Here is a 23,798-nt window from a genome sequence, read left to right as displayed (position 1 = left end):
GCTAGTTTCATTCACAATGGCGGCTTGATGCATGGGTGACCCCAGAACAAAAAAAACGTTGAAACAACGGATGGAGATGCGGCGTGGTCACGATTTGAGCGTGCCGTTGACGCCGCCGTCAAGAGCGGCCCAAAGCACAAGGTGACGCCAAAGGCCAAGCTGATACGCATGGGGGCGGACGCTTCGCGCATCGAGGCGAAAGGATATGGAAAGGCGCATCCTATCGCGAGCAACGACACCGAAGACGGACGAATGAAAAATCGTCGCGTCTCCCTGGGCGTGATCGCAAAGTAGCGAACCGGGGCTCACAGTCGAAATGGTGGCCAGGCCTGACGCCGAGCTACTGTCCGGCCGCTGCTCAATAGATCAGGCGCTCGCGCCGGCGTGTGGCGGCGGCTCGGATTTCAAAGCTCGCATTTCCCGGCTCCTTTCGAGTCCGGTTGCGGGCAATCCTATGCCTTTGATCAGCGCATAGATCGCCGGAATCACGATAAGCGTCAGCAAGGTCGAGGAGACCATGCCGCCGATCATCGGGACAGCGATGCGCTGCATGACCTCCGAGCCGGCGCCCGTGCTCCACAATATCGGCACGAGACCCGCCATGATGGCGACGACCGTCATCATCTTGGGGCGCACCCGTTCGACGGCGCCGAGCATGATGGCGTCGCGAAGATCGGCCTTGGTGAACGCCTTGCCTCGCTTGGCGCGCGCCTCGGCGACTTCGTTCATCGCCGCGTCGAGATAAATCAGCATGACGACGCCGGTTTCCGCGGCGACGCCGGCGAGCGCGATGAAGCCCACGCCAACCGCGACGGACATGTTGAATTTCATCAGCCACATCAGCCAGACGCCGCCGACGAGGGCGAAAGGCAGCGAGAGCATGACGATCAATGTCTCGGTCATTCGCCTGAAGTTCAGGTAGAGCAACAGGAATATGATCGCGAGCGTGACCGGAACGACAATGCGCATGCGCGTCTCGGCGCGCTGCAGATATTCGAACTGACCGCTCCAGACGGCGTAGGAGCCGGCAGGGAAATCGATGGCCTCGCCGACGGCTTTTTGGGCTTCGGCCACGAAGCTGCCGATGTCGCGGTCTCGAATATCGACGAAGATATAGACGGCGAGCTGTCCATTCTCGGTGCGGATGGAGGTCGGGCCGCGGACCAGCTCGACCCTGGCGACCTCACCAAGCGGGATGGTTCCGCCGCCGGGAAGCGAGATGAGGACATCGCTCGCGATCGCGCGAGGATTTGAACGAAAGTCCCTGGGGTAACGGATGTTGACGCCATAGCGCTCGCGTCCCTCGACCGTGGTGGTTACGGTTTCGCCGCCGAGCGCCGTGGCGATTGTCGCCTGCACGTCGTCGATCATCAGGCCGTAGCGCGCAAGCGCCGCCCGATCTGGCGCGATGTCGAGATAATATCCGCCCATCACGCGCTCGGCAAAGGCGGACGAGGCGCCGCGCACGCCCCTGATGACTCTTTCGGCCTGCCGCGCGAGCGCTTCGAGCTTCGAAAGATCATTGCCCATGATTTTGACGCCGACCGGCGTCTTGATGCCGGTCGCGAGCATATCGATCCTGTTGCGGATCGGCATGGTCCAGGCGTTGGAAACGCCCGGGAACTGCAATGCGGCGTCCATCTCCGCGACGAGGCTATCGATCGTGACGCCCGGCCGCCATTCTTCCTTCGGCTTGAGATTGATGATGGTCTCGAACATTTCGAGCGGCGCTGGATCGGTCGCCGTCGATGCGCGGCCGGCCTTGCCGAAAACCGACTTCACTTCGGGAAAGGATTTGATGATCCGGTCCTGCGTCTGCAGCAGCTGCGCGGCCTTGGTCACGGAAAGACCCGGGAGGGTCGTCGGCATATAGAGCAACGCGCCTTCGTTGAGCGCCGGCATGAATTCCGAACCGAGCTGGCGCGCGGGAAGGATCGTGACGGCAAGAACGCCGACAGCCAGAAGGATCGTTGGAATCTTCGCATTCATGACCAGGCGGATGATCGGCCGGTATATGGAAATCAGCGCCCGATTGATCGGGTTTCTTTCCTCCGAGACGATCTTGCCGCGCACGAAAACAACCATCAGCGCCGGCACCAGCGTGACGGACAGCAGCGCGGCCGAAGCCATGGCGAAGGTCTTCGTGTAGGCCAGCGGGCTGAACAGCCGGCCTTCCTGAGACTCCAGCGTGAAAATCGGCAGGAACGACACCGTGATGATCAGCAGGCTGAAAAATAGCGCCGGTCCGACTTCAGTCGCCGCATCGATCAAAATGTCGAGGCGCGGCGTATCTGGCGCGGCCCGCTCCAGCCGCTTGTGCGCATTCTCGATCATCACGATCGCGGCGTCGACCATCGCGCCGATGGCGATGGCGATGCCGCCGAGACTCATGATGTTGGAGCCAAGGCCGAGCGCCTTCATCGCCGCGAAGGCCATGAGCACGCCGACCGGCAGCATGATGATCGCCACCAGCGCGCTGCGAAAATGCAAGAGGAAGACGACGCAGACGAGCGCGACGATGACGCTCTCCTCGACAAGCGTGCCGCGAAGCGTTTCGATCGCGGCGTAGATCAGCTCGGAACGGTCGTAGACCGGCAAAATCTCAACGCCCTTGGGAAGGCTTGGCGCGATCTGCGCTAGCGCCGCCTTAACATTGTCGATGACGGTCAGGGCGTTGGCGCCATATCGCTGCAAAGCGATTCCGCTCGCGACCTCGCCTTCGCCATTGAGCTCGGTGACGCCGCGCCGCTCATCCGGTCCGAGCTCGACGCGGGCGACGTCCTTGAGCAGGAGCGGCGTTCCCTCGCCGGCGCGCAAAACGATGTTTTCGAGATCGGCGAGGTTTTTCAGATAACCCCGTCCCCGAACGATAAACTCGAATTCCGAAAGCTCCACCGTTCGGCCGCCGACATCGGCGTTGCTGGCGCGAACGGCTTCACGAATCCTGGGAAGGGGAATGTTGAGGGCGCGCAGCCGGTTGGGATCGACGACGATGTTGTATTGTCGCACGTAACCGCCCACGCTCGCCACTTCGGCGACCCCTTCGGCCTTGGCGAGGCCGTAGCGCAGCATCCAGTCTTGAAGCGAGCGCAATTCCGCAAGCGTCATCTGCTTTGCGACGAGCGCATATTGATAGACCCAGCCGACGCCCGTCGCGTCAGGACCGAGAACCGGCGAAGCGCCGGCCGGCAAGCGTTTTGTCACGGCGCTCAGATATTCGAGCACGCGCGAACGCGCCCAATAGACATCCACGCCGTCTTCGAAAATCACATAGACGAAGGAGACGCCGAAAAAGGAGAAGCCGCGCACCACCTTCGAGCGCGGAACCGTCAGCATGGCGCTCGCCAATGGATAGGTGACCTGGTCCTCGACGACTTGCGGCGCCTGTCCGGGATATTCGGTAAAGACGATCGCCTGCACGTCCGAAAGATCCGGGATGGCGTCCAGCGGCAGAGTGCGCAGCGCATAGAGGCCTGCGGCGATCGCAAAGAAGGTCCCAAGCGACACCAGCACGAGATTGCGCGCCGACCAGGAGATAAGCCGGCCGATCATTTGCCCGCCTCGCCATGATCGAGCGCCTCCAGCGCCGCTTTCAGATTGCTCTCCGCATCGATCAGGAAGTTGGCGGAAGTGACGACGCGGTCTCCTTCGGCGACGCCGCTTTCGATTTCCGCATAGCCGTCTCCGTGACGGCCGATTTTGACTTGCCGTGGCTCGAAGCGGCCTTCGCCCTTGTCGAGAAGCACGACCTGTCGCTTGCCCGCGTCGATAATCGCGCTTTCCGGCGCAGCAAGGACCTTCCCCTTGCCGCCGGTTTCGATTTCGACGTCGGCATACATGTCGCCGAGCAGCAGGCCCTCCGTATTCGGCAGCTCGATGCGCGCCCGCGCGGTGCGCGTCTCCATGTTCAGATGGGGATAGATGAGCGCGACGCGTCCCTTGATCGGCCGATCCGGATAGGACCTCGTGCGGATGATCGCCGTCTGACCCGCAGCGACGGATTCCACGTCTCGCTCGGGAATATCCGCGAGCACCCACACGACGCTATGATCGACAATGCGAAACAGCATCTCTCCAGGCGCCGCCCGCATGCCGCTCAAGGCCTTGCGTTCGATGACGTGGCCGTCTTGCGGCGCCGGCCAGGTGATGACGCGGGGAACGCGGCGGCTCCGCGCTATCGCGGCGATCATGGCGTCGTCGAGGCCAAGATTGACGAGCCGCCGCCGCGCGCCTTCGATTCGCGCCGAGGAATGGGCGTTCAGCACCGCGACATATTCGGCGGCGGCGTTGGAGAGCTCGGGCCCATAGATGCGCATGAGCGGCTGGCCCTTGCGCACATAGTCGCCCTCCGCGAATTTTTCGACGGATTCGACGAATCCCTCGAAACGAAGCGACACGACCGACATGCGGCGCGGATCAAAGTCCACGCGTCCAGACGCGCGAACAGGAACGGCGATCGTCCGCCGCTGGACAGGCTCAGAACGAACGCCCGTCTTTTGCAGCTTGGTGGTGCTGATGACGACCATGGAGGAGTCCTGCGCCTCGTCTTCATAGACGGGCACATAGTCCATTCCCATCGGATCTTTCTTTGGGACAGGCGACGTGTCGGGAAGTCCCATCGGGTTGCGGTAATAGCGGATGCGTCGGCTGCGGTTTTCCTGATCGCCGGGCGCAGGCGGCTTGTCTTCGAAGGAGACGTCTTCGCTGGCGCGGACGGCGACAAAGTCCTTGCCGGCCGCGTTCTTCTTCGGCTCGGCGGAGTAGAAAGGCCCATCGGGATCACGATAGTAGATCACCGGCCCCGTTCCGACTTGGGTCTCGGCAGGCGCGCGCGCCGGCTCCCGGGCGCGCCAAAGCATGACGCCGGCGCCGCCGAACGTCGCCACGGCGAGGGCGGCCGCGAAAAAAAGCTTCGCGCCCTTCATAGCGAACCTCCGGCGAGGCGTTCGAGGTCGGCGTATCGGCTCTGCTCCTCGATCCTCAAGCCGAGGAGCTCCAGCTCGATGGCGCGCAAGCGACGCTCGGAGTCGAGGAGCGCGGCCAGGCTCGTCGTGCCGGCGTCAAATCCGCTGCGCGCCGTGTCGATCGACAATTTCGCCGGCGGGAGCTGTCGCTGTTCGAATATCTTGATCGCCTTGCGAACCGCCTCGAGCCGGAACCATGCCTCAGCGACTTCGCCGTCGAGGCGAATGCGAAGCGCCTCATTGCGCGCCTGCGCGGCCCCAACGCTGGCGCTCGCCGCCCGCTGTTCGGCGTCCTTTGCCTCATATTGCAGCGGCACCGTAAAGCCGAGCATAAACATGCCGCTGTTATCGCCGGTCGGGCGTTGCACGAAGTTCGCGCCAGCGGTGATGTCTGGATAGTAGTTCAGATCGGTGAGCTGCTTGGCCGTCGTCGCGGATCGCACTTGAGCATGGGTGGCGGCAAGCTGCGGGTTGGATGCGCGTGCGAGGTCCTGAACGCCGGCAAGCGTCAGTTTTGTTTTGAGTGCGGGAAAACCCTTGGGCGCGCCAAGCGGCGCGCGCGCGTCGCGCCCGATCAAGGCGTTCAACCTCGCGGCCGCCGATTTCGCTTCCCCTTCGCGGCGCGCAACATCTGCGGCGGCGGTTGCGGCTTCGAGTTCCGCCTTGATCACTTCTTCTTGCTGGACCGAACTTGCGCCGTAGCGCAGGCGTAACAGCTCAAGCAGTTGGTCGACCCGCTGCTTCAGCGACTTCGACAATTCCACCGCGCGCTGCGCGGCGTTGTATTGGGCGAAGGCGGTCTTGACGCGCGCGACGAGGTCAATCTCGACTGCATGACTTCGGTGCCAGGCGGCGTCAGCGTCCGCTTCGGCGACGCCCCTCTCCAGATCAGTCTTCCCCCAAAGCCTGAACGTCTGCTGAGCGCCGATCCACCGCTGACCGACTCCACGACCGTTCACATCCCAAGCCTGTAGCGTGACCACGGGATCCGGCTGGACGCCGGCGGCGCCGACGCGCTGGGCTGCGGAATCCGCATCAAGAACCGCGGCTGCCACCTCGGGGCTGAGTTTTTTTGCCAAAGCGACGACGCTCTCGGCCGTTGCGCCGGGCGCCTCGCGCTCGGCCGCAGAAGCGGGCGCGATCGACAGGTTCAAGACCAGCACTGCAATTAGAGGCAAACGGAGGCGTTGCATCATCGCGCAACCCGAACGACAAGTCGGTTCTGCAGCGTTCCGACTTCTCCCTGAAGCTTTGCCGCAAGGGAGATGCGCCAACGTCCCTCGTCAGTTAGGTCGACCTTGAATCGATAAAGGCCAGGTCGTGGGGCTTTTGTCGACTCAATGGCGCTCGACATCGCTTCCATATCGTCCGGCGCCATGTCGAGTCTCATGGCGAAGATGATGGCGTCGGACACGAGTTTCCCGTCCGGCTTGTGAATCAACCGCACGTCAATGACTCCAGGTCCCGTCTTGAGCGCCGACTGGACCAGCTCAAAAGCATAATCATCGATGGCCGCGCGGGCGTGCCCTACGCCAAATGCGAGGAGCGCCAGCAGCGCGCCGGCGGCAAGCTGCCTATTTTTCTTTTTCATTAGCGTCATCTCTCGCTTCCTCTCGGAAGCTGGTGCTGCGGGAAATGCTGTCGCGCGAATAATCTGCGCAAATGCGCGCGCGGACAGGCGGAGGCCGATTTGATCAGCGCAAAGCAAGGGGAGCCGGCGACGTGGCCGTCGACGCGCCAAGGCGCGCTGAAAAATGGCTCTAGCGCAGCTTTAAGAGATCGGTGGACGAAGGCTGGGTGGGCTCGAGACGCCTCGATACGTCGCATCGTCGGCGGGCTGCGTCCGCAGCCCTAGCTCGGCCATGCGCGCCGCCGTGAAAGTCACGTGAGGCGCGAGCTGAATCGCCCCGCAGATGAGAGAATCGCAATGTCGCAGCGCCGCCGTGTGATCGACTGGATGATCCGGACAATCGTCAACCGCCGACATTCCCGCGCATGAATGCGCGACTGGCGCAGCAAAATTCGACGCCGCGCCCGAGAGTGCGGCGACGACAACCATCGTGCAGACGATAAGGCGCAGCCAGTTCTGCTTCATTTCCGTCCTCTGAGCGATTGATAGCAGAAAGCTCTTCTGCCCGCAAAAGACTCGGACAGGATCAATCGAAGCCCGAATGCTGGATGGTCTTCCGCTGAGTTCCTGCGCTAACGCACCGATGATGCGGCTTTGCGTATTCGTTGCGGTGATCGTGAGCTTCTTCCGAAAACAACTTCGTTGTCTCCTGCAATGATGCCTCGCCGCCCTGGACGCCCGCTTGCGGCGGCTAACCAGATCTTATCCAATCATCAAGGCGATCCGTGCGAGCGACGCGCTAGGCGTTGGCTCCGCCGCGCAAGCGTTTCAGCGTCGATACAGTTGTTCAATTTCGACTGCGTTCATTCTTGGTATTGCTTGTCCATGACAGGCTCTGAACGGCGCGTTTGAACTGAGATGGCGCTGGAAGCGGCTAGCGCGTCCGGGAAGGGCCTCAAGCGGCCTCCCGGCCCAAGCTCTTGGCGCTTCGAAGAAGGGGCTTCTAGCGCGTCTGGATCAATGCCGCAGGGCGGGGACTTCGAGGAGCGGTTTGGACAGGGCGCGCATCCGCTGCGTCTGAAAAACTCAAAGCGGATTGTCGCCGGCGGCGGCAGGATGCGATTTTTTTCGGCGTATGGCGCTGCCTCTTAGGCATCGCGCGCTGAGCGAGCCCGTCCGCGGGAGGGATGCGCATGCGCGCGGTTTTCGCGGCGAAGCCTTACAAATCCGCCATTCTACCCCTGCGAAAGATTGTCGGCCACAGCGTCGCTGTAGGTGGCGCCCGTATTGCATTCTTAATCGCGAAGGCGTCGTGCGCGACGCCACGGTCCATAGAGGGGCCCCCAGCATCGCCGCTGTCCTGAATGTCTGCCGAGCAGACGTTCAGGCAGCGGCTTTTTGTTTTTCTGGCGCGCTCGGACGAGTCGCAGATGAGGTTCGCGATGAAGAAAGCACAATCGCATCGGTCGATGGTTCGACGATCGCAAGGCGCGCTGGCGTTGGCAATGGCGACGACGATCGTCGCGGCCGACGCGAACGCCGCCCCCCGCAAGGCCGCGGTCGCGGAAGTCCCTTCGGTAAAGGCTCAGCCCGCGACGACCCCGCCCGCGCCGCCTCCGCCGCCGCCCGCGCCGATGGGAGTGTTCGGCGCCGATATGCCGGCCGCCGGCAAGCTCGTGCTTTCCGTCACCCCGATCTTCGCCAATCTGTCGGGCATCAAGATGGGGACGCGCACGGTCTCTAACGAATATATCGTCACCCATGTGCCGTTCTTTCTCAATCCCAAGCAAACCGTGCGCATCATCCCGCAAAATATCGCGCTTGCGACCCAGATCGTCGGCCTCAGCTACGGCGTCACGAAGGATTTCGCGGTGGTTCTCACGGCCGGCATGGTCGAGAAAAATCTCAACGCCCTCACCTTCAAGGGCGCTTCGGGAATTCTGCCGCTCGGCAGGAGCCTGCCGGGAACGACGAGCCTTGCCGACGTCACCCTGTCGGGCGTCTACCGCATTTATCAGGACGACATCCACCGCATCCAGCTTTCGCTCGGCTTCACCTTCCCCGTCGGCAGCTACTCGGCCACTTTCTCTAACTTTCTCCTGCCCGACGGCACCCGTCGCAACGTCCGGGCGTTTTACGGGATGCAGCCCGGGACCGGCACGTTCGATTTCCTCCCTGGAATCGTCTATGCGGGCTATCTGGGGCCCTGGTCATGGGGTCTTGGCTATCGCGGGCGCTTTCCGCTGGCCCCAAATAACCTGGGCTATTCCTGGGACGAATTGCTCAACTATCGCCTGACGTTCCCCTTCGGCCCCACGCCGTCGGGAGGTTACCGCTGGGGCGATCTGCACGAATTTAACGCCTGGGGCGGCTATACCTGGACGCCCGGCCTCACTACGACCTTCCGCGTGAGCGGTTCGACCCAGGGCCCGATTCGCGGCTTCGATCCGGAAATCCGCGGCCCGGCCGTGCCGGCGAATCCGGCCTTTTACGGCGGGCAGCGGGTCGAACTCTTCGGCGGCGCGACGATCAGCGGCAAGTTCATCGGTTACGAGAGCACGCTGCTCGCGATCGAGGCGGGCCTGCCCGTCTACCAGAATCTCAACGGTCCGCAGATCATGAAAAACTGGCAGGCGGGCATGTCGCTGCGGTTCAAGATATAAACGCGCGGATCGCGCCGGGCGAGGATCGCCAGCCTGAGGGCTGGCGGCGCGCCTGCCCGGCGCGCGCCCACCGATGCGCGCAGCGGACGCCGCCAATTGAAAATCGTCATCGTCGACGAAAGTCCTATTCGCTCGTTGATCCTGCAGGAAGGACTGCGTGACGCCGGTTTCACGCAGGTCGAGCGCATTGGCGAAATGCATAATCTGCTGAAGCAGATCTACGCCATCGATCCCGACGTCATCCTGATCGATCTGGAAAATCCCTCGCGTGATACGCTCGAACAGATGTTTCAGGTCAGCCGCGCCGTGCGCCGGCCGATCGCGATGTTCGTCGACCAGAGCGATACGGCGTCCATTCAAGCCTCGGTCGACGCGGGCGTCTCGGCCTATATCGTCGACGGGTTGAAAAAGGAGCGCATCAAGTCGATCCTCGATCTGTGCGTCTCGCGTTTCAAGGCCTTCTCCAAGCTTCAGGACGAACTCGAGCGCGCCAAATCCGACCTCGAGGAACGAAAGACGATCGAGCGCGCCAAGGGCCTGTTGATGAAGGCGAAGAAGCTTACCGAAGACGACGCCTATAAGATGTTGCGCGGCGCGGCGATGCGCGAAAACAAGAAAATCATCGACATCGCGCGCTCGGTCATCACCGCGGCGGAGATGTTCAAATGACCGGCAAGGCGCTTGTGAAAATCGGCTTCATTCCGCTGGTCGACGCCGCCGCGCTGCTGATCGCCGCGCATAAGGGCTTCGCCGCGGCGGAAGGACTCGATGTCGAACTGATCCGCGAAGTCTCCTGGGCGAATATCAGAGACAAGCTCGCCATCGGCCGTTTCGACGCGGCGCATCTTCTGGCGCCGATGGCGGTCGCGTCCACCCTCGGGCTCGGTCATGTGCGCGTACCGCTCGCGACGCCGATCAATCTCGCCACGAATGGCAATGCGATCGCCGTGTCGACGGCGCTGCACGCCGAACTCGCGGCGCAAGGCGCGGTCGCGCATCCTGGCGAAACCGCGCGCGCGCTGGCGGCGATCGTGGCGCGTCGCCGCGCCGAGGGGCGGGAGCCGCTCACGTTCGGCATGACCTTCCCGTTTTCCATGCATAATTATCAGCTGCGCTACTGGATGGCGGAAGGCGGCGTCGATCCGGATGAAGACCTGCGGCTCATCGCTCTGCCGCCGCCCTACATGGTGGAAAATCTCGCGCGCGGCCAACTCGACGGATTTTGCGTGGGCGCGCCATGGAGTTCTGTCGCGGTCGACGCCGGCGTCGGCGTCATTCTGCATTTCGGCTGCGAGATTTTCGAGCGCGCGCTCGAGAAGGTTCTCGCGCTGCGCGAGAGCGTCGCCGACGACGACCCCAATCTCGTCGCCGCGCTGGTCCGAAGCGTCTCTAAGGGCGCCGCCTATGTCGATGCGCCGCAAAATCTCGAGGAGGTTTCGCAGATTCTCTCGCGCCCGGAATATGTCGGCGTCGACGCCGAGATCATTCGGCGCGTGCTGACCGGTCGGTTGCGCGTCAACGGTCAAGAGACGCGCGAGAGGGACGACTATCTCATCATTGGCGAAGCGAGCGCGATGCGGCCCGATCCGCGCCAGGCCGAATGGATCTATGCGCAAATGCTCCGCTGGCGGCAGACGCGCTATTCCCCGGCGATGGCCGATAAGGCGAAGTCCGTCCTGCGCCCGGACCTTTTCGACGCCGCCATCGGCGGCTCGCATGATCGACGCGAAATTGCGGCCTTCGCGGGACCCGCTTTCGACGGCCGGAGCTATGAGGATTATCTCGCCGGCTTCGCGATCGGACAGCGGCTCTAAGCGCCGAGCGGCTGTTCAAAAGCGCCATGCGTTAGGCGCCTCGCGCCTAAGCATTCGGCGCCGGACGCGGCGCCGATCGCCGTCGAAGATGGAAGAACACCTGTAATTTCAAAAATATATTCTATTGGATGGCTCTGGCCCGAATTGTGCAGTTATCCAATCGGTCAACGACGATCGCCGGTCCGCCGGGGCGAGTCCAATGCTGGGCTCCGTCACAGAAGCGGTTGCGCAATTTGCGGCGCGCTTCGGTCGTCTTGCCCGTTTCCCACAATCCAGGCGAAGCGACTTGTGACCGGACCGTTCGGCCGTTCAGCAGAGTCGACGCATGACAGGTTTGCACGTTTGTGAAAGTCGCGAGAAGCTCGTCGTCATCGGCGCCGGCATGGCCGCGACCCGTTTCGTCGAGGAGCTTATAAACCGCGCGCCGGATCGTTACGACATTCTGGTGATCGGCGAAGAGCCGCGGCTTGCCTATAATCGCGTGCTGCTGTCTTCCGTTCTCGCCGGCGATTTGTCGGTCGACGACATTGAACTCAAGCCTCGGCAGTGGTGGCAAGCGGCCGGCGTCGCCGCGCTCAGCGGCCGCAAGGCGGTGCGGATCGACGCCGCCGCCCGGCGCGTCATGCTCGATGATGGGAGCAGCGTCGACTATTCCAAAGTCTTGCTCGCGACCGGCTCGCATGCGGTGAGGCTGCCGATCGACGGCGCCAATCTGCCGGGCGTGCATATTTTTCGCGACGTGCAGGACGTTGAGGCGCTGTCCCGGCTCGAAGGCAGGGGCGCGCGTACGGTCGTCATCGGCGGCGGGCTTCTCGGGCTGGAAGCCGCCTATGGGCTGGCGCGGCGTGGCGTCGACGTGACGCTCGTGCATGTCATGGATCGGCTGATGGAGCGCCAGCTCGATGCGGCGGGCGCCGACATCCTGCGCCGGCTTGTCGAAGAAAAAGGCGTGCGCGTGCTGCTCAACGCCAATACCGCGCGCATCACGGGTTCGGGCCGCGTCGAAGGCATAGAGTTCGCCGATGGTCGAACTCTTCCCGCCGACGCCGTGATCTTTGCCGTCGGCATTCGGCCTAACGCCGACCTCGCGCGACAGACAGGTCTTAACGTCGGGCGCGGCGTGATCGTCGACGACGGACTAAAGACGAGCGAAGCGGAAATTTTCGCGATCGGCGAATGCGCCGAACATCGCGGGGTCTGTTACGGCCTCGTCGAGCCCGCCTATGAGCAGGGACGGGTTCTCGCGATGCGGCTTGCCGGAGAAGACGCGTCCTATTGCGGCAGCGTCGTCTCCACCAACCTCAAAGTCTCCGGCGTGCGCGTGTTCTCGGCCGGCGATTATCTTGGCGAAGACAATGCGCGCCGCATCGTCTGCAAGGACCCGCGCATGGGAATTTATCGCAAGCTTGTCGAGCGCGACGATCGGCTCGCTGGCGCGATCCTGATCGGAGATACGAGCGGGGCGGCCCATTTCCTCGATCTCATTCGCTCCGGCGCGGATATTTCGTCGATGCGCGACGACTTGATGTTCGGCGCGCCCGTTCAGAAAGCCGCCTGACATGTCCGCCGATTTCACGCTCGATCAAAAGCGCTATCTCGAAGGATTCGCCGCCGGCTTCTCGGCGCGCGGCGGTAAAACGGCGCCGCCCGTGCCCGCGCAGCCGATGGGACCGGACGCGGCGCATTTTGCGGCGCAGGATCGCGTCACCGCCGCGGGTGGCAAGCTGAACGATCAGGAGAAATGGAAGCGCGAGGAACATCCGTTCGACGCCTGGCCGCGCCTCGTCGCGCAAGCAAAAGAGAATGCGCCGCCCAAGCCCGCCGACAATTTCCGCTGGCGCTTCTATGGCCTATTTTATGTCGCGCCGGCGCAGGATGCTTATATGTGCCGGCTGCGCATCCCTAATGGCGCGCTCAATCAATGGCAGTTCGCCGGCCTCGCCGATCTCGCCGAAAATTACGGCGGCGGCTATCTGCATGTGACGACGCGCGCCAATATTCAGATCCGCGAAGTGGCGCCGAAAAACGCCGTGAACATTGTCGAGGCGATTCAGGATCTCGGCCTGTGGAGCAAAGGGTCCGGCGCCGACAACATTCGCAATGTCACCGGAACGCCGACCGCCGGAGTCGATCCGCAGGAGCTGATCGATACGCGCCCCTATGCGCGGGCGATGCATCATCACATTCTCAATGATCGCTCGCTTTACGGCCTGCCGCGCAAATTCAATATCGCCTTCGACGGCGCGGGATTGATCGGCGCGCTGGAAGACACCAATGACATCGGTTTTCAGGCCGTCGTCGTAAAGGACGGGCGCGGGGTCGCGCCGGGCGTGTATTTCCGGCTGGCGCTCGGCGGGATCACCGGCCACAAGGATTTCGCCCGCGATACGGGCGTCATCGTGCCGCCTGACGACGCGGTGGAGGTCGCCGACAAGGTTCTGCGGGTCTTCATTGACCATGGCGACCGCGCCAACCGCGCCAAGGCACGCCTCAAATATGTGCTCGACGCCTTCGGCTTCGATAAATTCTTAGAAGCCGTTGAAGAAAAGCTCGGCCGCAAGCTGCTGCGCGTCGACGCCGATGCAATTGATGCGCGTCCGCGACAGGATCGCGCCGCGCATATCGGCGTGCATCCGCAGAAGCAAGCGGGCTTCAACTGGATCGGCGTCGCTTTGCCGGTCGGACGTCTTACCCCCGAGCAGGCGCGCGGTCTCGCCGAGATCGCGCGCCAATTCGGCGACGGCGGGCTGCGTCTCACGGTCTGGCAGAATGTGCTGATCACCGGCGTCGCCGACGAAAGCGTCGCCGACGCCGTCGGGGCGATCGAGGCGCTTGGCCTCGCGACGAAGGCGTCGCCAATTCGCGCCGGGCTTGTCGCCTGCACGGGAAATTTCGGCTGTCGGTTCGCCGCGGCCGACACCAAACGGCACGCCGAAGAAATCGCCGCTTATTGCGAAACGACGGCGGCGATCGACACGCCGATCAATATTCATCTCACCGGCTGCCATCATTCATGCGCCCAGCATTACATCGGCGACATCGGACTGATCGGCGCACGCGTGCCGATCAATGACGAGGGCGACACGGTCGAGGGCTATCACATTCTCATCGGCGGCGGATTCGCCGAAGACGCCCGCATCGCCGCTGAACTCCATCAGAATGTGAAGGCGGAAGAGGCGCCCGAAGCGGTCGCGAAAATTCTTCGCGCCTATCGAAAGAACCGCGCGAGCGCGGAGGAAACCTTCGTCGACTTCGCGCGGCGCCATGACATCGAGACGCTGCGTCGCGTCGTGAATGAGGAGAGCGCGGCGTGACCGACATGTCCAACCCGCCCTTTCTCATTCCGCCGAGCGCGCCTTTCACGCCCGAGCAGCGCGCCTGGCTGAGCGGGTTCTTTGCCGGTTTCGCCGCGCCTGACGACGGCGCGGTCACGCCGCTGTCGCCGGAAGCCAACGCCGCGGTTCTGGCGGGCGCATCCGCCGACGCCGACGATGGCGAAGCGCCCTGGCATGACCAGACTCTGGCGCTCGATGCGCGGATGCAACTCGCGCAAGGCCGGCCGCTGCGCCGGCGCATGATGGCGGCGATGGCGCAGCAGGACTGCGGCCAGTGCGGGTATAATTGCGAGTCCTATGCCGATGTGCTCGCCGCCAAGAAGGAAACGCGGCTCAATCTCTGCGCGCCCGGCGGCAAGGACACCGCGCGGATGCTGAAAGCGCTCGCGGCGGAGCTGGACGAGGCTCCAGCTCGTGCGCCGGCGGAGCCCGCCCTCGCTTCAGAACCAGCCGTAGCGCCGACGCCGGGCCGCTCGCGCGACAATCCTGTCGGCGCGACCTTTCTGTCGCGTCGCCGGCTCAATGGGGAAGGTTCGGAGAAAGACACCTGGCACATCGAATTCGACATCGGCGCGAGCGAACTGACTTACAACGTCGGCGACAGTTTCGGCGTGTTTCCCAAAAACGATCTCGGCCTCGTCGACCAGATCATCGCCATGCTCGGTGCCTCGCATGTGACGCCGGTGCGCGAAAAGACTCTGCGCGAAATATTGTCGAGCGACGTCGCGCTCTCGCCGGCGCCGGACGCGCTGTTCGAATTGATGTCCTTCATCACCGGCGGCGCGCAGCGCGAGAAGGCGCGTTTGCTCGCGCAGGGCGAGGACCCTGACGGCGACGCCGCGACGCTCGATGTGCTCGCCGTGCTGCAGAAGTTTCCCAACGCGCGTCCTCATCCCGAAGCTTTTGTCGAAGCGCTGGAGCCGCTGCAGCCGCGTCTCTACTCGATTTCGTCATCGCCGAAGGCGTCGCCCGGACGCCTGTCGCTGACCGTCGACGCCGTCCGCTATGTGATCGGTAAGCGCAAACGTCTCGGCGTCGCGTCGACTTTTCTCGCCGAGCGCATTGCGCCAGGCGACGCCCTTCCGGTCTATGTGCAGCCGGCGCATGGGTTCAGCCTGCCCGGCGATCCGGCGACGCCGATCATCATGGTCGGGCCGGGCACCGGCGTCGCGCCGTTTCGCGCCTTTCTACATGAGCGCGCGGCGACCCATGCGAGCGGCCACAACTGGCTCTTCTTCGGCCATCAACGCTCCGCCTGCGATTTCTTCTACGCCGACGAATTCGAAACGATGAAGGCGACCGGGCTGCTCACGCGCCTGTCGCTCGCCTGGTCGCGAGACGGCGCGGAGAAATTCTATGTGCAGGACCGCATGCGCCAGACCGGTCGCGAATTATGGGCGTGGCTTGCTGAAGGCGCGCATTTCTACGTCTGCGGCGATGCGCAGCGCATGGCCAAGGATGTCGAGCGCGCGCTTGTCGACGTTGTCGCAGAATTCGGCGCGCGCAGCATAGATGAAGCGGTCGCCTTCGTCGCGCAGCTCAAAAAGAGCGGGCGCTATCAACAGGATGTGTATTGAGGCCGCGCATGCTCGACGGAGTCCTGGCGCCACCGCCGCACCAAATATTGCAGGCTGACGCGCCGCCGATCCAGGCGTCGGCGACGCGCTCGACCTGTCCCTATTGCGGCGTCGGCTGCGGCGTGCTCGCTTCGGCGAGCGCCAAGGATGTCGTCGGCGATCCCGCCCATCCGGCGAATTTCAGCCGGCTCTGCTCCAAGGGCTCGGCGCTGGGGGAAACGCTCGGACTCGACGGGCGGCTTCTTTATCCGATGCGCCGTCAGGCTGACGGCGCCTTGGCGCGGGTAAGCTGGGATGCGGCGCTGGACGAAGCCGCGACGGGCCTTCGCCGCATCGTCGACCGGCACGGCCCCGACGCAGTCGCGGTCTATCTCTCCGGCCAGCTGCTGACCGAAGATTATTATGCCGCCAACAAGCTGATGAAAGGCTTCATCGGCTCAGCCAATGTCGACACCAATTCCCGCCTGTGCATGGCGTCGACCGTCGCCGGCCACAAGCGCGCCTTCGGCGCCGATGTGGTGCCGGGCTGCTACGAAGATTTGGACGAAGCCGATCTCATCGTGCTCGTCGGCTCGAACGCCGCCTGGTGCCATCCGATTCTGTTTCAGCGCATCATGCGCAACAAGGAGGAGCGCGGCGCAAAGCTCGTCGTCATCGACACGCGCCGCACGGTGACGGCGGAAAGCGCCGATCTGTTCCTGCAGATCGCGCCGGGCGGGGATCAGGCGCTGTTTTGCAGCCTGCTTGTCTATCTCGACAGGTTCGGCGCGCTCGACGCCGACTATATTCGGCAATACACGACCGGCTTCGAAAGCGCGCTGACGGGGGCGCGGAACATCGCGCCGTCGATCGAAGCGACGGCGATGTCGACGCAGCTGCGCGAGGTCGATATCGCGGCCTTCTTCGAACTCTTCGCGCAAACGCCGCGCACGGTCACCGCCTTCTCGCAGGGCGTCAATCAGTCGGCGCAAGGCACCGACAAGGTCAACGCCATCATCAACTGCCATCTCGCGACTGGCCGCGTCGGCGTCCCCGGCTCTTCGCCGTTCTCGCTGACCGGCCAACCCAATGCGATGGGCGGGCGGGAGGTCGGCGGTCTCGCCAATACTCTCGCCGCGCATATGGGCTTCGACGCGGACAGCATCGATCGCGTTGGTCGCTTCTGGAGCGCGCCGCGCATGGCGCAGCGCGAAGGCTTGAAAGCGGTGCAAATGTTCGACGCGATCGCGCGCGGCGACATCAAGGCGCTGTGGGTCGTCGGCACCAATCCGGCGGCGTCCCTTCCCAACGCCGACGCTGCGCGCGCCGCTCTGGCGAAGCTCGATCTCTTCATCGTCTCCGACAATGTGACGTCGAACGATACGATCAACGGCGGCGTGCATCTGCTGCTGCCGGCGCAGGCCTGGGGCGAGAAAAGCGGCACTGTGACGAATTCGGAACGCCGCATTTCCCGACAACGCGCTTTTCTGCCGACGCCGGGCGAAACCCGCCCGGACTGGTCGATCTTCGCCGATGTCGCGCGACGGATGGGATTTGCGGGATTCGACTATCGCTCGGCCGCCGACGTCTTTCGCGAACACGCCGCTCTGTCCGGCTTCGAGAATAATGGCGCGCGCGCTTTCAATATTGGCGGACTGGCGCGGCTGAGCGACGCCGAATATGACGCGCTCGAACCGACACAATGGCCGATTCCTGCCGGCGAGCGCAAAGGCCGCGAGCGACTGTTCGCCAAAGGCGGCTTTTTCTCGCCGGACCGACGAGCGAAATTCATCGCGCCGGCGAAGCCCGTCTTGGCGACGAAGCTGACCGAAAATTTCCCGCTTCGGCTCAACACCGGCCGCATCCGCGATCAATGGCACACCATGACGCGAACCGGGCTGAGCCCCCGTCTCGCGCGCCATCTCGCCGAACCTTTCGTCGAGATGAGCGCGTCTGACGCCGATCGCTTTGGCGTCGAAGACGGCGGCTTCGCCCGCGTCGAGACGCCCTATGGCGACTGCGTGCTGCGTGCGGTCGTCACCGACCGTCAGCCGGCAGGTCATATTTTCGCGCCGATCCATTGGACCGACGAGACCGCCGCGCATGCGCGCGTCGGCGCGCTCGTCGCGCCATTCGTCGATCCATTCTCGGGGCAGCCGGAAGCCAAGGCGACGCCGGCCGCGATGACGCCGGCGCGCTTCGCGCGTCAGGGCTTCTTCCTTTCCCGCACGCCGATGATTCTGCCGAGAGGCGTATGGTGGACGAGGGTCGCCGTCGTTGAGGGCTTTGGCTATCGCGTCGCCGGCGATCTCACGGATGACGATTGCGCGGAAACGATCCGCGCCGCCGCGCCCAGCGAAGACGTGATCCAGCTGATCGACGAAACAAAGAGCCTTTTCTCGGGCGCGGCCTTTGTCGACGACCGGGCGACGTTGATCTGGAGTCTCGCGCCGCTTTCGCCGCCTTGGGATTTGGCGCTCGAACTCTTCTCCCGCGAACGTCTCGATCAATCGGAGCGGCTGTCGCTTCTGTCCGGTCGTTCGGACCGGTCATCGGCGACTGACGGTCCGCTCGTCTGTTCCTGCTTCAGCGTCGGACAAAAGACAATCGAAGCCGCGATCGCGCAGGGTTGTCGCTCGACCGTCGACGTCGGCAAGGCCGTCCGCGCGGGTTCAAATTGCGGCTCATGCCGGCCGGAAATTGAACGTCTCATCAAGGCCTCTTCAGCCGCCGCCTCCCCGACGGCTGAACAACACGCATAAACAAAGAAGGAGTACGGTATGAAACTCGCTGACTTCAGGAAGGCTGGTCATTGGCCGACGCTGCTTGCGGCCTTCCTATATTTTGACATCAGCTTCATGGCCTGGGTCTCGCTCGGTCCGCTGATGATCTACATCACCAAGGACATGCCGATCTCGGTCGAGGACAAAATCTCGCTGGTCGCCATTCCGGTTCTGGGCGGGGCGTTTTTTCGCGTGCCGCTCGGTCTGCTCTCGGACGCGATAGGTCCCAAGATGACCGGCATCGCCGCGCAGGCGGTCGTGATGTTCGCCGTATCTCTCGTCTGCGTCTTTGGCTTGACGAGCCCGATCGCGATCGCGCTTTTCGGTCTCTCGCTCGGACTGGCCGGCGCCTCCTTCGCCGTTGCTCTGCCACAGGCCGGCCGCTGGTATCCGCCGCAATATCAGGGTCTGGTGATGGGCATCGCCGGCGCCGGCAATATGGGCGTCGTGCTCGACACGCTGTTCGCGCCGTCGATCGCCGAGGCGTTTGGTTGGCGCACGGTCTATGGCGTTCTGCTCGCGTTGATGGTGCTGGTGCTCGTCATCTATTCCTTCGCCGCCAAGGATGCGCCCGGCGCCAAAACCCAGACTGACTTTTCCGGCTATGGCAGAATGCTTGCGGATTCGGACAGCCGCTGGTTCATGTTCTTCTATTTCATCACCTTTGGCGGCTTCGTCGGTCTCGCCTCGGCGCTTCCGCTCTATTTCACCACGCAATATCACGCGACCGGAGTCGCCGCCGGGTTGATGGTGGCGCTGATCGTCGCCTTTGGCTCGGGGTTCCGGCCGGTCGGCGGTTATATCGCCGACCGCATCGGCGGGGTGAAGACATTGTCGTTTCTCTTCGTCATCGTCTCCGCCTGCTATTTTGCCGTCGCGCTTCTTCCGGCCGGACCGGCGCCGGCGAAGGGCATAGCGGGATGGAACTTGCTGCAGCTGCCGCCTGTCGCCTTCGCGGCGGTGGCGTTGTTCTCGATCGGCGTATTGTCTCTCGGCATGGGCAATGGCGCGGTGTTCCAGCTGCTGCCCCAGCGCTTTCGCCGCGAGATCGGCGCGATGACCGGACTGGTCGGCGCGGCGGGCGGATTCGGCGGCTATTTCCTCGCCAAGACTCTCGCCCTTTCCAAGGGAGCGACCGGCGGCTTCATGGTCGGTTTCGGCTTCTTCGGTTTCCTTGCGCTGCTCGGTCTCGTAGGCTTGATCCTCGTGAAAACGCGCTGGCGCACCACCTGGGGCGCAGTTTCCGGCGCGCGAATCTAAGCTGAGAGAGCTGCGTGTCAGTCCGCGTCGTGCATGATTTACAAGTCGAAGCGGGCTTTGCGACGCAAAAGGGCCGGCGGCCTGACAATCAGGACTATGTCGCCCTTTGCTTTGGTCCCTGCGGCGGCGGCGCCTTGCCTGGCGTCGTCGCCGCTGTCGCCGACGGCGTCGGCGGCCACAAGGGCGGACGCGCCGCCGCCGAAACGACGGTGCGCGCTTTCATCGACGGCTATTATGCGCAGCCGGAGACTTTGGGCGTCGCGCGCGCCGCCGCCCGCTCGCTCGAAGCGGCGAACGGGTGGATCGCGGCGCAGTCGAGAGTCGACCCTGCTCTGGAAGGAATGGCGACGACATTCAGCGCGCTGATCCTGTCGCGCCGCAGCGCCTTCATCCTTCACGTCGGCGACACGCGCATCTATCGTTTAGCCGGCGACGGAATCGAAAGATTGACCAAGGATCACACTTTCGGTCAGGGCGATTTCGCGCATGTGCTGCGTCGCGCCGTCGGTTTCGAGGATGCGCTGCTGTTTGATCACGGGCTGCTTAGTCTCAATCTTCATGATCGATTTCTGCTCTGTTCGGATGGCGTCCATGGCGTGTTGGCCGACAGCAGGCTGAGCGCGCTTCTCGCCGAACGACGCGCGCCGCAGGAAACCGCCGATCGGATCGTCGAGGCGGCGCTGGAGATGGGCAGCAATGACAATGTCACGGCGCTTGTCGTCGACGTCGTCGATGTGCCGCCCGCCGACGAGCGGGCCTTGTCGCGCGCCTTCGCGGGTCTGCCGATTCGCGAACTGCCGTCGATTGGAGATGTCGTCGACGATTTTCGAATCGACGCGCTTCTCTCCGAAGGCCGTTACAGCCGCGTGATGCACGCGACCGATCTGCAGAACGGCAAGGCGGTCGTTCTGAAATTTCCGCATCCGCGCGTCGCCGATGACGACTCCTACCGAATGGCCTTCGTCAATGAGGCCTGGGTCGCGGCGAGGGTGAGAAGTCCGTTCGTCGGCGAAGTGATTGAACTGCTGCCAGGCCGACAAAGCCGGCTCTATTCGGTCATGCCCTTTTACGATGGCGAGACTCTGGAAGCGCGGCTGCGTCGCGAGCCGCGAATCGATCTTGCGGAAGGCGTCTCGATCGCGGCGCGCCTGTCGCGCGCCATCGCGACCTTGCATCGCTCCGGCGTCATCCATCGCGATATCAAGCCGGAGAATGTCATCCTGCTCAAGGACGGCGGGCTGCGGCTCGTCGATCTCGGCGTCTGTCGCGCCGCCAATCTCGAAAGTTTGCCGGAAGCGCATGCGCCAGGCACGCCGAGCTATATGGCGCCGGAACTCTTCGACGGCGCTGCCGGCGACGAAGCGTCGGATCAATTCGCCTTCGGGGCGACGGTCTATCGGATGTTCAGCCGTTGCTATCCTTACGGCGAAATCGAACCTTTCAGCCGACCGCGCTTCACCAAGCCGTTGCCGCTCGCGCAAAGGCGGCCCGACCTTCCTGCCTGGCTCGATGCGGCTATCCTGAAGGCGATCGGCGTGGAGCGCGCCGATCGCTTTGGCGACGTGCTGGAATTTGCCTTCGAACTCGAAAATGGTTCGGCGCGGGCGCAGCCGCTGACGCCGCGCAAGAAGTCGCTCTACGAACGTAACCCTCTTATTTTTTGGCGGGCGCTCTGCCTGTTGCTCGCGCTCCTGTTGGCGATCGCCGTTTTCCATCGGTAGCCGGAAGCCGTCGGCTGCGCGTCAAGCGCCGCGTCGCTCAGTCAAGGCGCGCGCATAAAATTGAGCAATGACGCGCTCAGACTGCCGCCGGTAAAGACGATCGTCGCGCCAAGCGCGAGCAGCGCGACAAGGTTCAACGTCAGCTCATTCGCGACCCCGACCAGCGCCAGCACGCCGAGCACGATCACGCCGAGGCCCGAGAGCGCCTGAACGCCGGCCGAGCCAAAGGCCATTTCGCGCGAGAGAATGTCGCCGCTTGCGAGATCGACCGCGCGTTTGCTTTTCAGCGCTTCCTGGCCGAGCGCGTGCAGCTGCCACACGGCGTTGCTGCTGAGGAGCAGGGCGGCGCCGAAGGCGATGGCGGCGATCGGCGTCAAGACGGCAGCTTCAATGCCGAGCACCGAGAGCACGCCAAGGACGATGCCGGCCACGCCCACGAGGAAAATAACCGACAGGCTGCTGCCGCCGAGCCCCTCGACCTGGGAAGGAGTCGAGCCGGCCGGGAATATGATGCGCGCATATTCGGACGCCATGGTTCCGCCAAGAGTCAGCAGAGCGGCGCCAAACACAATCGTCGCGATCGCGGCCATGTTCGGCGCGTTCACGCCCGCAAGGCCGACGATGGCGATGACGATCGTGGCCAGACCGCCAATCGCGTCGGCGAGCCCGCCATAGACCGCGGTTTCGCGAAACGCCGATTCTCGAGAGGTGATGGACATGGCGTTGTCTCCACATTTGCGATGGCGCCGGCGCGACAACGCGCAACTGCAACTAGCGTCGGATTCGCTTCGTCAAGCCCAATCGCGCCTTTGCGCCGGCGTCGGCGCCGCGCTCACCCTTTGTCAGGCGGGGCGCATGAAGGCGAGGAGGATTGTGTTCAGGCTGCCTCCTTTGAGCGTCAGCGCCGCGCCGAGAATGAGCAACGCCACGAGATTGAATGTCAGGTCATAGGTCGCGCCCGACGCGGCAAGCACGCCGAGAAGGATCGCGGCCAGCCCGGCAAAGCTCTGTACGCCAAGCGAATCAAATATCATCTGATTCGCCAGCATGTCTCTTGCGCTCGCTTCGCCTGTCGCGGCCGCGCGTCTGACGATGTTGAGATGCCAAGCAGAGACGCTGCTGAAGACGAGTCCCGCGCCGATCATGATCGATGCGATGGGCGTCAGCACGGCGGAGTTCACGTCGAGCAGCGCCAGCGCCCCAAGCGCCACTCCTACGGCGCCCAGCAGAATAACGGCGAAACGCGCCGCTGCAGCCAAGGCGCTGACCGGCGTCGTGGCGCCGGCTTCAACGCAAGCCTGCGCATATTGCGCCAGAAGCGATCTTCCCTGCAGCAAGAGAGCGACGCCCAAAAGGATCGTCGCGATCGCGGCAAGGATCGGCGCATAAAGACCCGCCAATCCCAAAACCGCGAGAAGGACCGCGGTGACGCCGCCGATGTCGTCGATCAAGCCAAAAGCGGCGCGCTCGCGATACGTCGAGCGCCGGAGCATTGTCGACATGGGCTGTCTCCCGTCTCTTTTTCAAGGACAGGACTTAAATTGGCGGCGATTTCGGCGTGACAAGATCGCCGCCATTGGCGCCCGAGGCCTGACCGACAGTCACATCGCGCGGATGCGTCGGCGCTCCTTCGCAAAGCTCGGGGGGGTCAGTCGAGAACCTTGCCGCCTGCCGCTGCGCAGGCGGCGTCGGACTCCATGAAGATCCAACCCTGGCCCTTGCAGGAATTCATGCCTTTGCAGGCGTTCTTCGGCGAATGGCAATCGGCCTTGCCTTTGCAGCTGTTGGCGCCGAGGCAATGCACCTTGCCGGTCGAGGCGGCCTTGGCGGGCGGCGCGGCGCCGGCCAGAACGATTGATACAGCGGCGATCGCCAGCGTCGCTCCCTTGCACACATCCTTTTTCATTTTTCCTCCTCTTGGCTTTTTGAGGCTCCCACAATGATTCACGCTCGCCAGGATAGAGCAAAGCGACAGCCGAAGATAATGGCGACCAAAGCAGAACTTCGCGGCCATGCCCGCGTCTGTGCGAGGCGGTTTCCTCTCGGTCTTGCCGGCGAGCCGCCGACCAATCCCGCGCCGGGCGTGGAAATGCTTGACATTTCCAGTATGAAGCCGCATAATTTTTTTCATA

General features: G+C 63.6%; 16 protein-coding genes. 9 read left to right on the top strand and 7 right to left on the bottom strand.

Annotation, left to right across the window (positions count from 1 at the left end; genetic code table 11):
• Positions 1-366 precede the first annotated feature (366 nt).
• The 4 genes from U1E20_RS10970 to U1E20_RS10955 are packed head-to-tail and all read right to left on the bottom strand — an operon-like array spanning position 367 to position 6,564.
• Positions 367-3,552 (bottom strand): efflux RND transporter permease subunit, encoded by a 3,186-nt coding sequence (locus U1E20_RS10970; protein ID WP_409980638.1) that lies wholly within the window; start codon positions 3,550-3,552, stop codon positions 367-369.
• Entirely contained in the window at positions 3,549-4,925 is a 1,377-nt protein-coding gene (locus U1E20_RS10965; RefSeq protein WP_409980637.1) for an efflux RND transporter periplasmic adaptor subunit, read from the bottom strand. Before U1E20_RS10965 ends, U1E20_RS10970 begins: the two co-directional genes overlap by 4 nt.
• Entirely contained in the window at positions 4,922-6,142 is a 1,221-nt protein-coding gene (locus U1E20_RS10960; RefSeq protein ID WP_409980636.1) for a TolC family protein, read from the bottom strand. Before U1E20_RS10960 ends, U1E20_RS10965 begins: the two co-directional genes overlap by 4 nt.
• A gap of 14 nt (positions 6,143-6,156) precedes the next feature.
• On the bottom strand, positions 6,157-6,564 hold the full coding sequence (locus U1E20_RS10955) for a FixH family protein (protein WP_409980635.1): 408 nt from the start codon (positions 6,562-6,564) through the stop codon (positions 6,157-6,159).
• Between the two features lie 1,412 nt (positions 6,565-7,976).
• Between U1E20_RS10955 and U1E20_RS10950 the strand changes: the two genes are divergently transcribed.
• From U1E20_RS10950 to U1E20_RS10910, 9 genes are all read left to right on the top strand, one after another.
• Positions 7,977-9,197: an alpha-amylase gene (locus tag U1E20_RS10950; RefSeq protein ID WP_409980634.1), complete on the top strand. Its 1,221-nt coding sequence runs from the start codon at positions 7,977-7,979 to the stop codon at positions 9,195-9,197.
• 96 nt (positions 9,198-9,293) lie between these two features.
• Complete coding sequence (locus U1E20_RS10945) at positions 9,294-9,866, top strand: ANTAR domain-containing response regulator (RefSeq protein ID WP_409980633.1); 573 nt, start codon at positions 9,294-9,296, stop codon at positions 9,864-9,866.
• Positions 9,863-11,011, top strand: coding sequence for a CmpA/NrtA family ABC transporter substrate-binding protein (locus tag U1E20_RS10940; RefSeq protein WP_409980632.1), 1,149 nt, complete (start codon positions 9,863-9,865; stop codon positions 11,009-11,011). Before U1E20_RS10945 ends, U1E20_RS10940 begins: the two co-directional genes overlap by 4 nt.
• A gap of 325 nt (positions 11,012-11,336) precedes the next feature.
• Entirely contained in the window at positions 11,337-12,569 is a 1,233-nt protein-coding gene (locus U1E20_RS10935) for an NAD(P)/FAD-dependent oxidoreductase (RefSeq protein WP_409980631.1), read from the top strand.
• A gap of 1 nt (position 12,570) precedes the next feature.
• Positions 12,571-14,325: a NirA family protein gene (locus U1E20_RS10930; RefSeq protein WP_409980630.1), complete on the top strand. Its 1,755-nt coding sequence runs from the start codon at positions 12,571-12,573 to the stop codon at positions 14,323-14,325.
• Positions 14,326-14,330: 5 nt separating this feature from the next.
• Positions 14,331-15,923: a sulfite reductase subunit alpha gene (locus U1E20_RS10925; protein ID WP_409980816.1), complete on the top strand. Its 1,593-nt coding sequence runs from the start codon at positions 14,331-14,333 to the stop codon at positions 15,921-15,923.
• A gap of 8 nt (positions 15,924-15,931) precedes the next feature.
• Positions 15,932-18,664, top strand: coding sequence for a molybdopterin-dependent oxidoreductase (locus U1E20_RS10920; RefSeq protein WP_409980629.1), 2,733 nt, complete (start codon positions 15,932-15,934; stop codon positions 18,662-18,664).
• An 18-nt stretch (positions 18,665-18,682) separates the two neighbouring features.
• Positions 18,683-19,945 carry an MFS transporter gene (locus tag U1E20_RS10915; RefSeq protein ID WP_409980628.1) on the top strand — a complete coding sequence of 421 codons (1,263 nt, stop codon included), beginning with the start codon at positions 18,683-18,685 and terminating at the stop codon, positions 19,943-19,945.
• Between the two features lie 14 nt (positions 19,946-19,959).
• The gene (locus U1E20_RS10910; protein ID WP_409980627.1) at positions 19,960-21,666 is read left to right on the top strand and encodes a bifunctional protein-serine/threonine kinase/phosphatase; all 1,707 of its coding nucleotides are present in this window, start codon (positions 19,960-19,962) and stop codon (positions 21,664-21,666) included.
• Positions 21,667-21,707: 41 nt separating this feature from the next.
• Here U1E20_RS10910 and U1E20_RS10905 read toward each other — a convergent pair whose 3' ends face one another.
• From U1E20_RS10905 to U1E20_RS10895, 3 genes are all read right to left on the bottom strand, one after another.
• Complete coding sequence (locus U1E20_RS10905) at positions 21,708-22,385, bottom strand: hypothetical protein (RefSeq protein ID WP_409980626.1); 678 nt, start codon at positions 22,383-22,385, stop codon at positions 21,708-21,710.
• A gap of 123 nt (positions 22,386-22,508) precedes the next feature.
• On the bottom strand, positions 22,509-23,168 hold the full coding sequence (locus U1E20_RS10900; RefSeq protein WP_409980625.1) for a hypothetical protein: 660 nt from the start codon (positions 23,166-23,168) through the stop codon (positions 22,509-22,511).
• A 146-nt stretch (positions 23,169-23,314) separates the two neighbouring features.
• Positions 23,315-23,572 (bottom strand): hypothetical protein, encoded by a 258-nt coding sequence (locus U1E20_RS10895; protein WP_409980624.1) that lies wholly within the window; start codon positions 23,570-23,572, stop codon positions 23,315-23,317.
• Positions 23,573-23,798: the final 226 nt, after the last annotated feature.

The sequence above is a fragment of the Methylocystis sp. genome (assembly GCF_046349115.1).
GTDB lineage: Bacteria > Pseudomonadota > Alphaproteobacteria > Rhizobiales > Beijerinckiaceae > Methylocystis.
This window is presented reverse-complemented; position numbering and strand designations above follow the sequence as displayed.

What these genes read in the sequence shown, in the direction of transcription:
- U1E20_RS10905 (WP_409980626.1), bottom strand. Translation starts at nt 22,385, where the DNA reads ATGTCCATCACCTCTCGAGAATCGGCGTTTCGCGAAACCGCGGTCTAT.
- U1E20_RS10970 (WP_409980638.1), bottom strand. Translation starts at nt 3,552, where the DNA reads ATGATCGGCCGGCTTATCTCCTGGTCGGCGCGCAATCTCGTGCTGGTG.
- U1E20_RS10900 (WP_409980625.1), bottom strand. Translation starts at nt 23,168, where the DNA reads ATGTCGACAATGCTCCGGCGCTCGACGTATCGCGAGCGCGCCGCTTTT.
- U1E20_RS10940 (WP_409980632.1), top strand. Translation starts at nt 9,863, where the DNA reads ATGACCGGCAAGGCGCTTGTGAAAATCGGCTTCATTCCGCTGGTCGAC.
- U1E20_RS10925 (WP_409980816.1), top strand. Translation starts at nt 14,331, where the DNA reads ATGTCCAACCCGCCCTTTCTCATTCCGCCGAGCGCGCCTTTCACGCCC.
- U1E20_RS10955 (WP_409980635.1), bottom strand. Translation starts at nt 6,564, where the DNA reads ATGACGCTAATGAAAAAGAAAAATAGGCAGCTTGCCGCCGGCGCGCTG.
- U1E20_RS10930 (WP_409980630.1), top strand. Translation starts at nt 12,571, where the DNA reads ATGTCCGCCGATTTCACGCTCGATCAAAAGCGCTATCTCGAAGGATTC.
- U1E20_RS10935 (WP_409980631.1), top strand. Translation starts at nt 11,337, where the DNA reads ATGACAGGTTTGCACGTTTGTGAAAGTCGCGAGAAGCTCGTCGTCATC.
- U1E20_RS10950 (WP_409980634.1), top strand. Translation starts at nt 7,977, where the DNA reads ATGAAGAAAGCACAATCGCATCGGTCGATGGTTCGACGATCGCAAGGC.
- U1E20_RS10965 (WP_409980637.1), bottom strand. Translation starts at nt 4,925, where the DNA reads ATGAAGGGCGCGAAGCTTTTTTTCGCGGCCGCCCTCGCCGTGGCGACG.
- U1E20_RS10915 (WP_409980628.1), top strand. Translation starts at nt 18,683, where the DNA reads ATGAAACTCGCTGACTTCAGGAAGGCTGGTCATTGGCCGACGCTGCTT.
- U1E20_RS10920 (WP_409980629.1), top strand. Translation starts at nt 15,932, where the DNA reads ATGCTCGACGGAGTCCTGGCGCCACCGCCGCACCAAATATTGCAGGCT.
- U1E20_RS10895 (WP_409980624.1), bottom strand. Translation starts at nt 23,572, where the DNA reads ATGAAAAAGGATGTGTGCAAGGGAGCGACGCTGGCGATCGCCGCTGTA.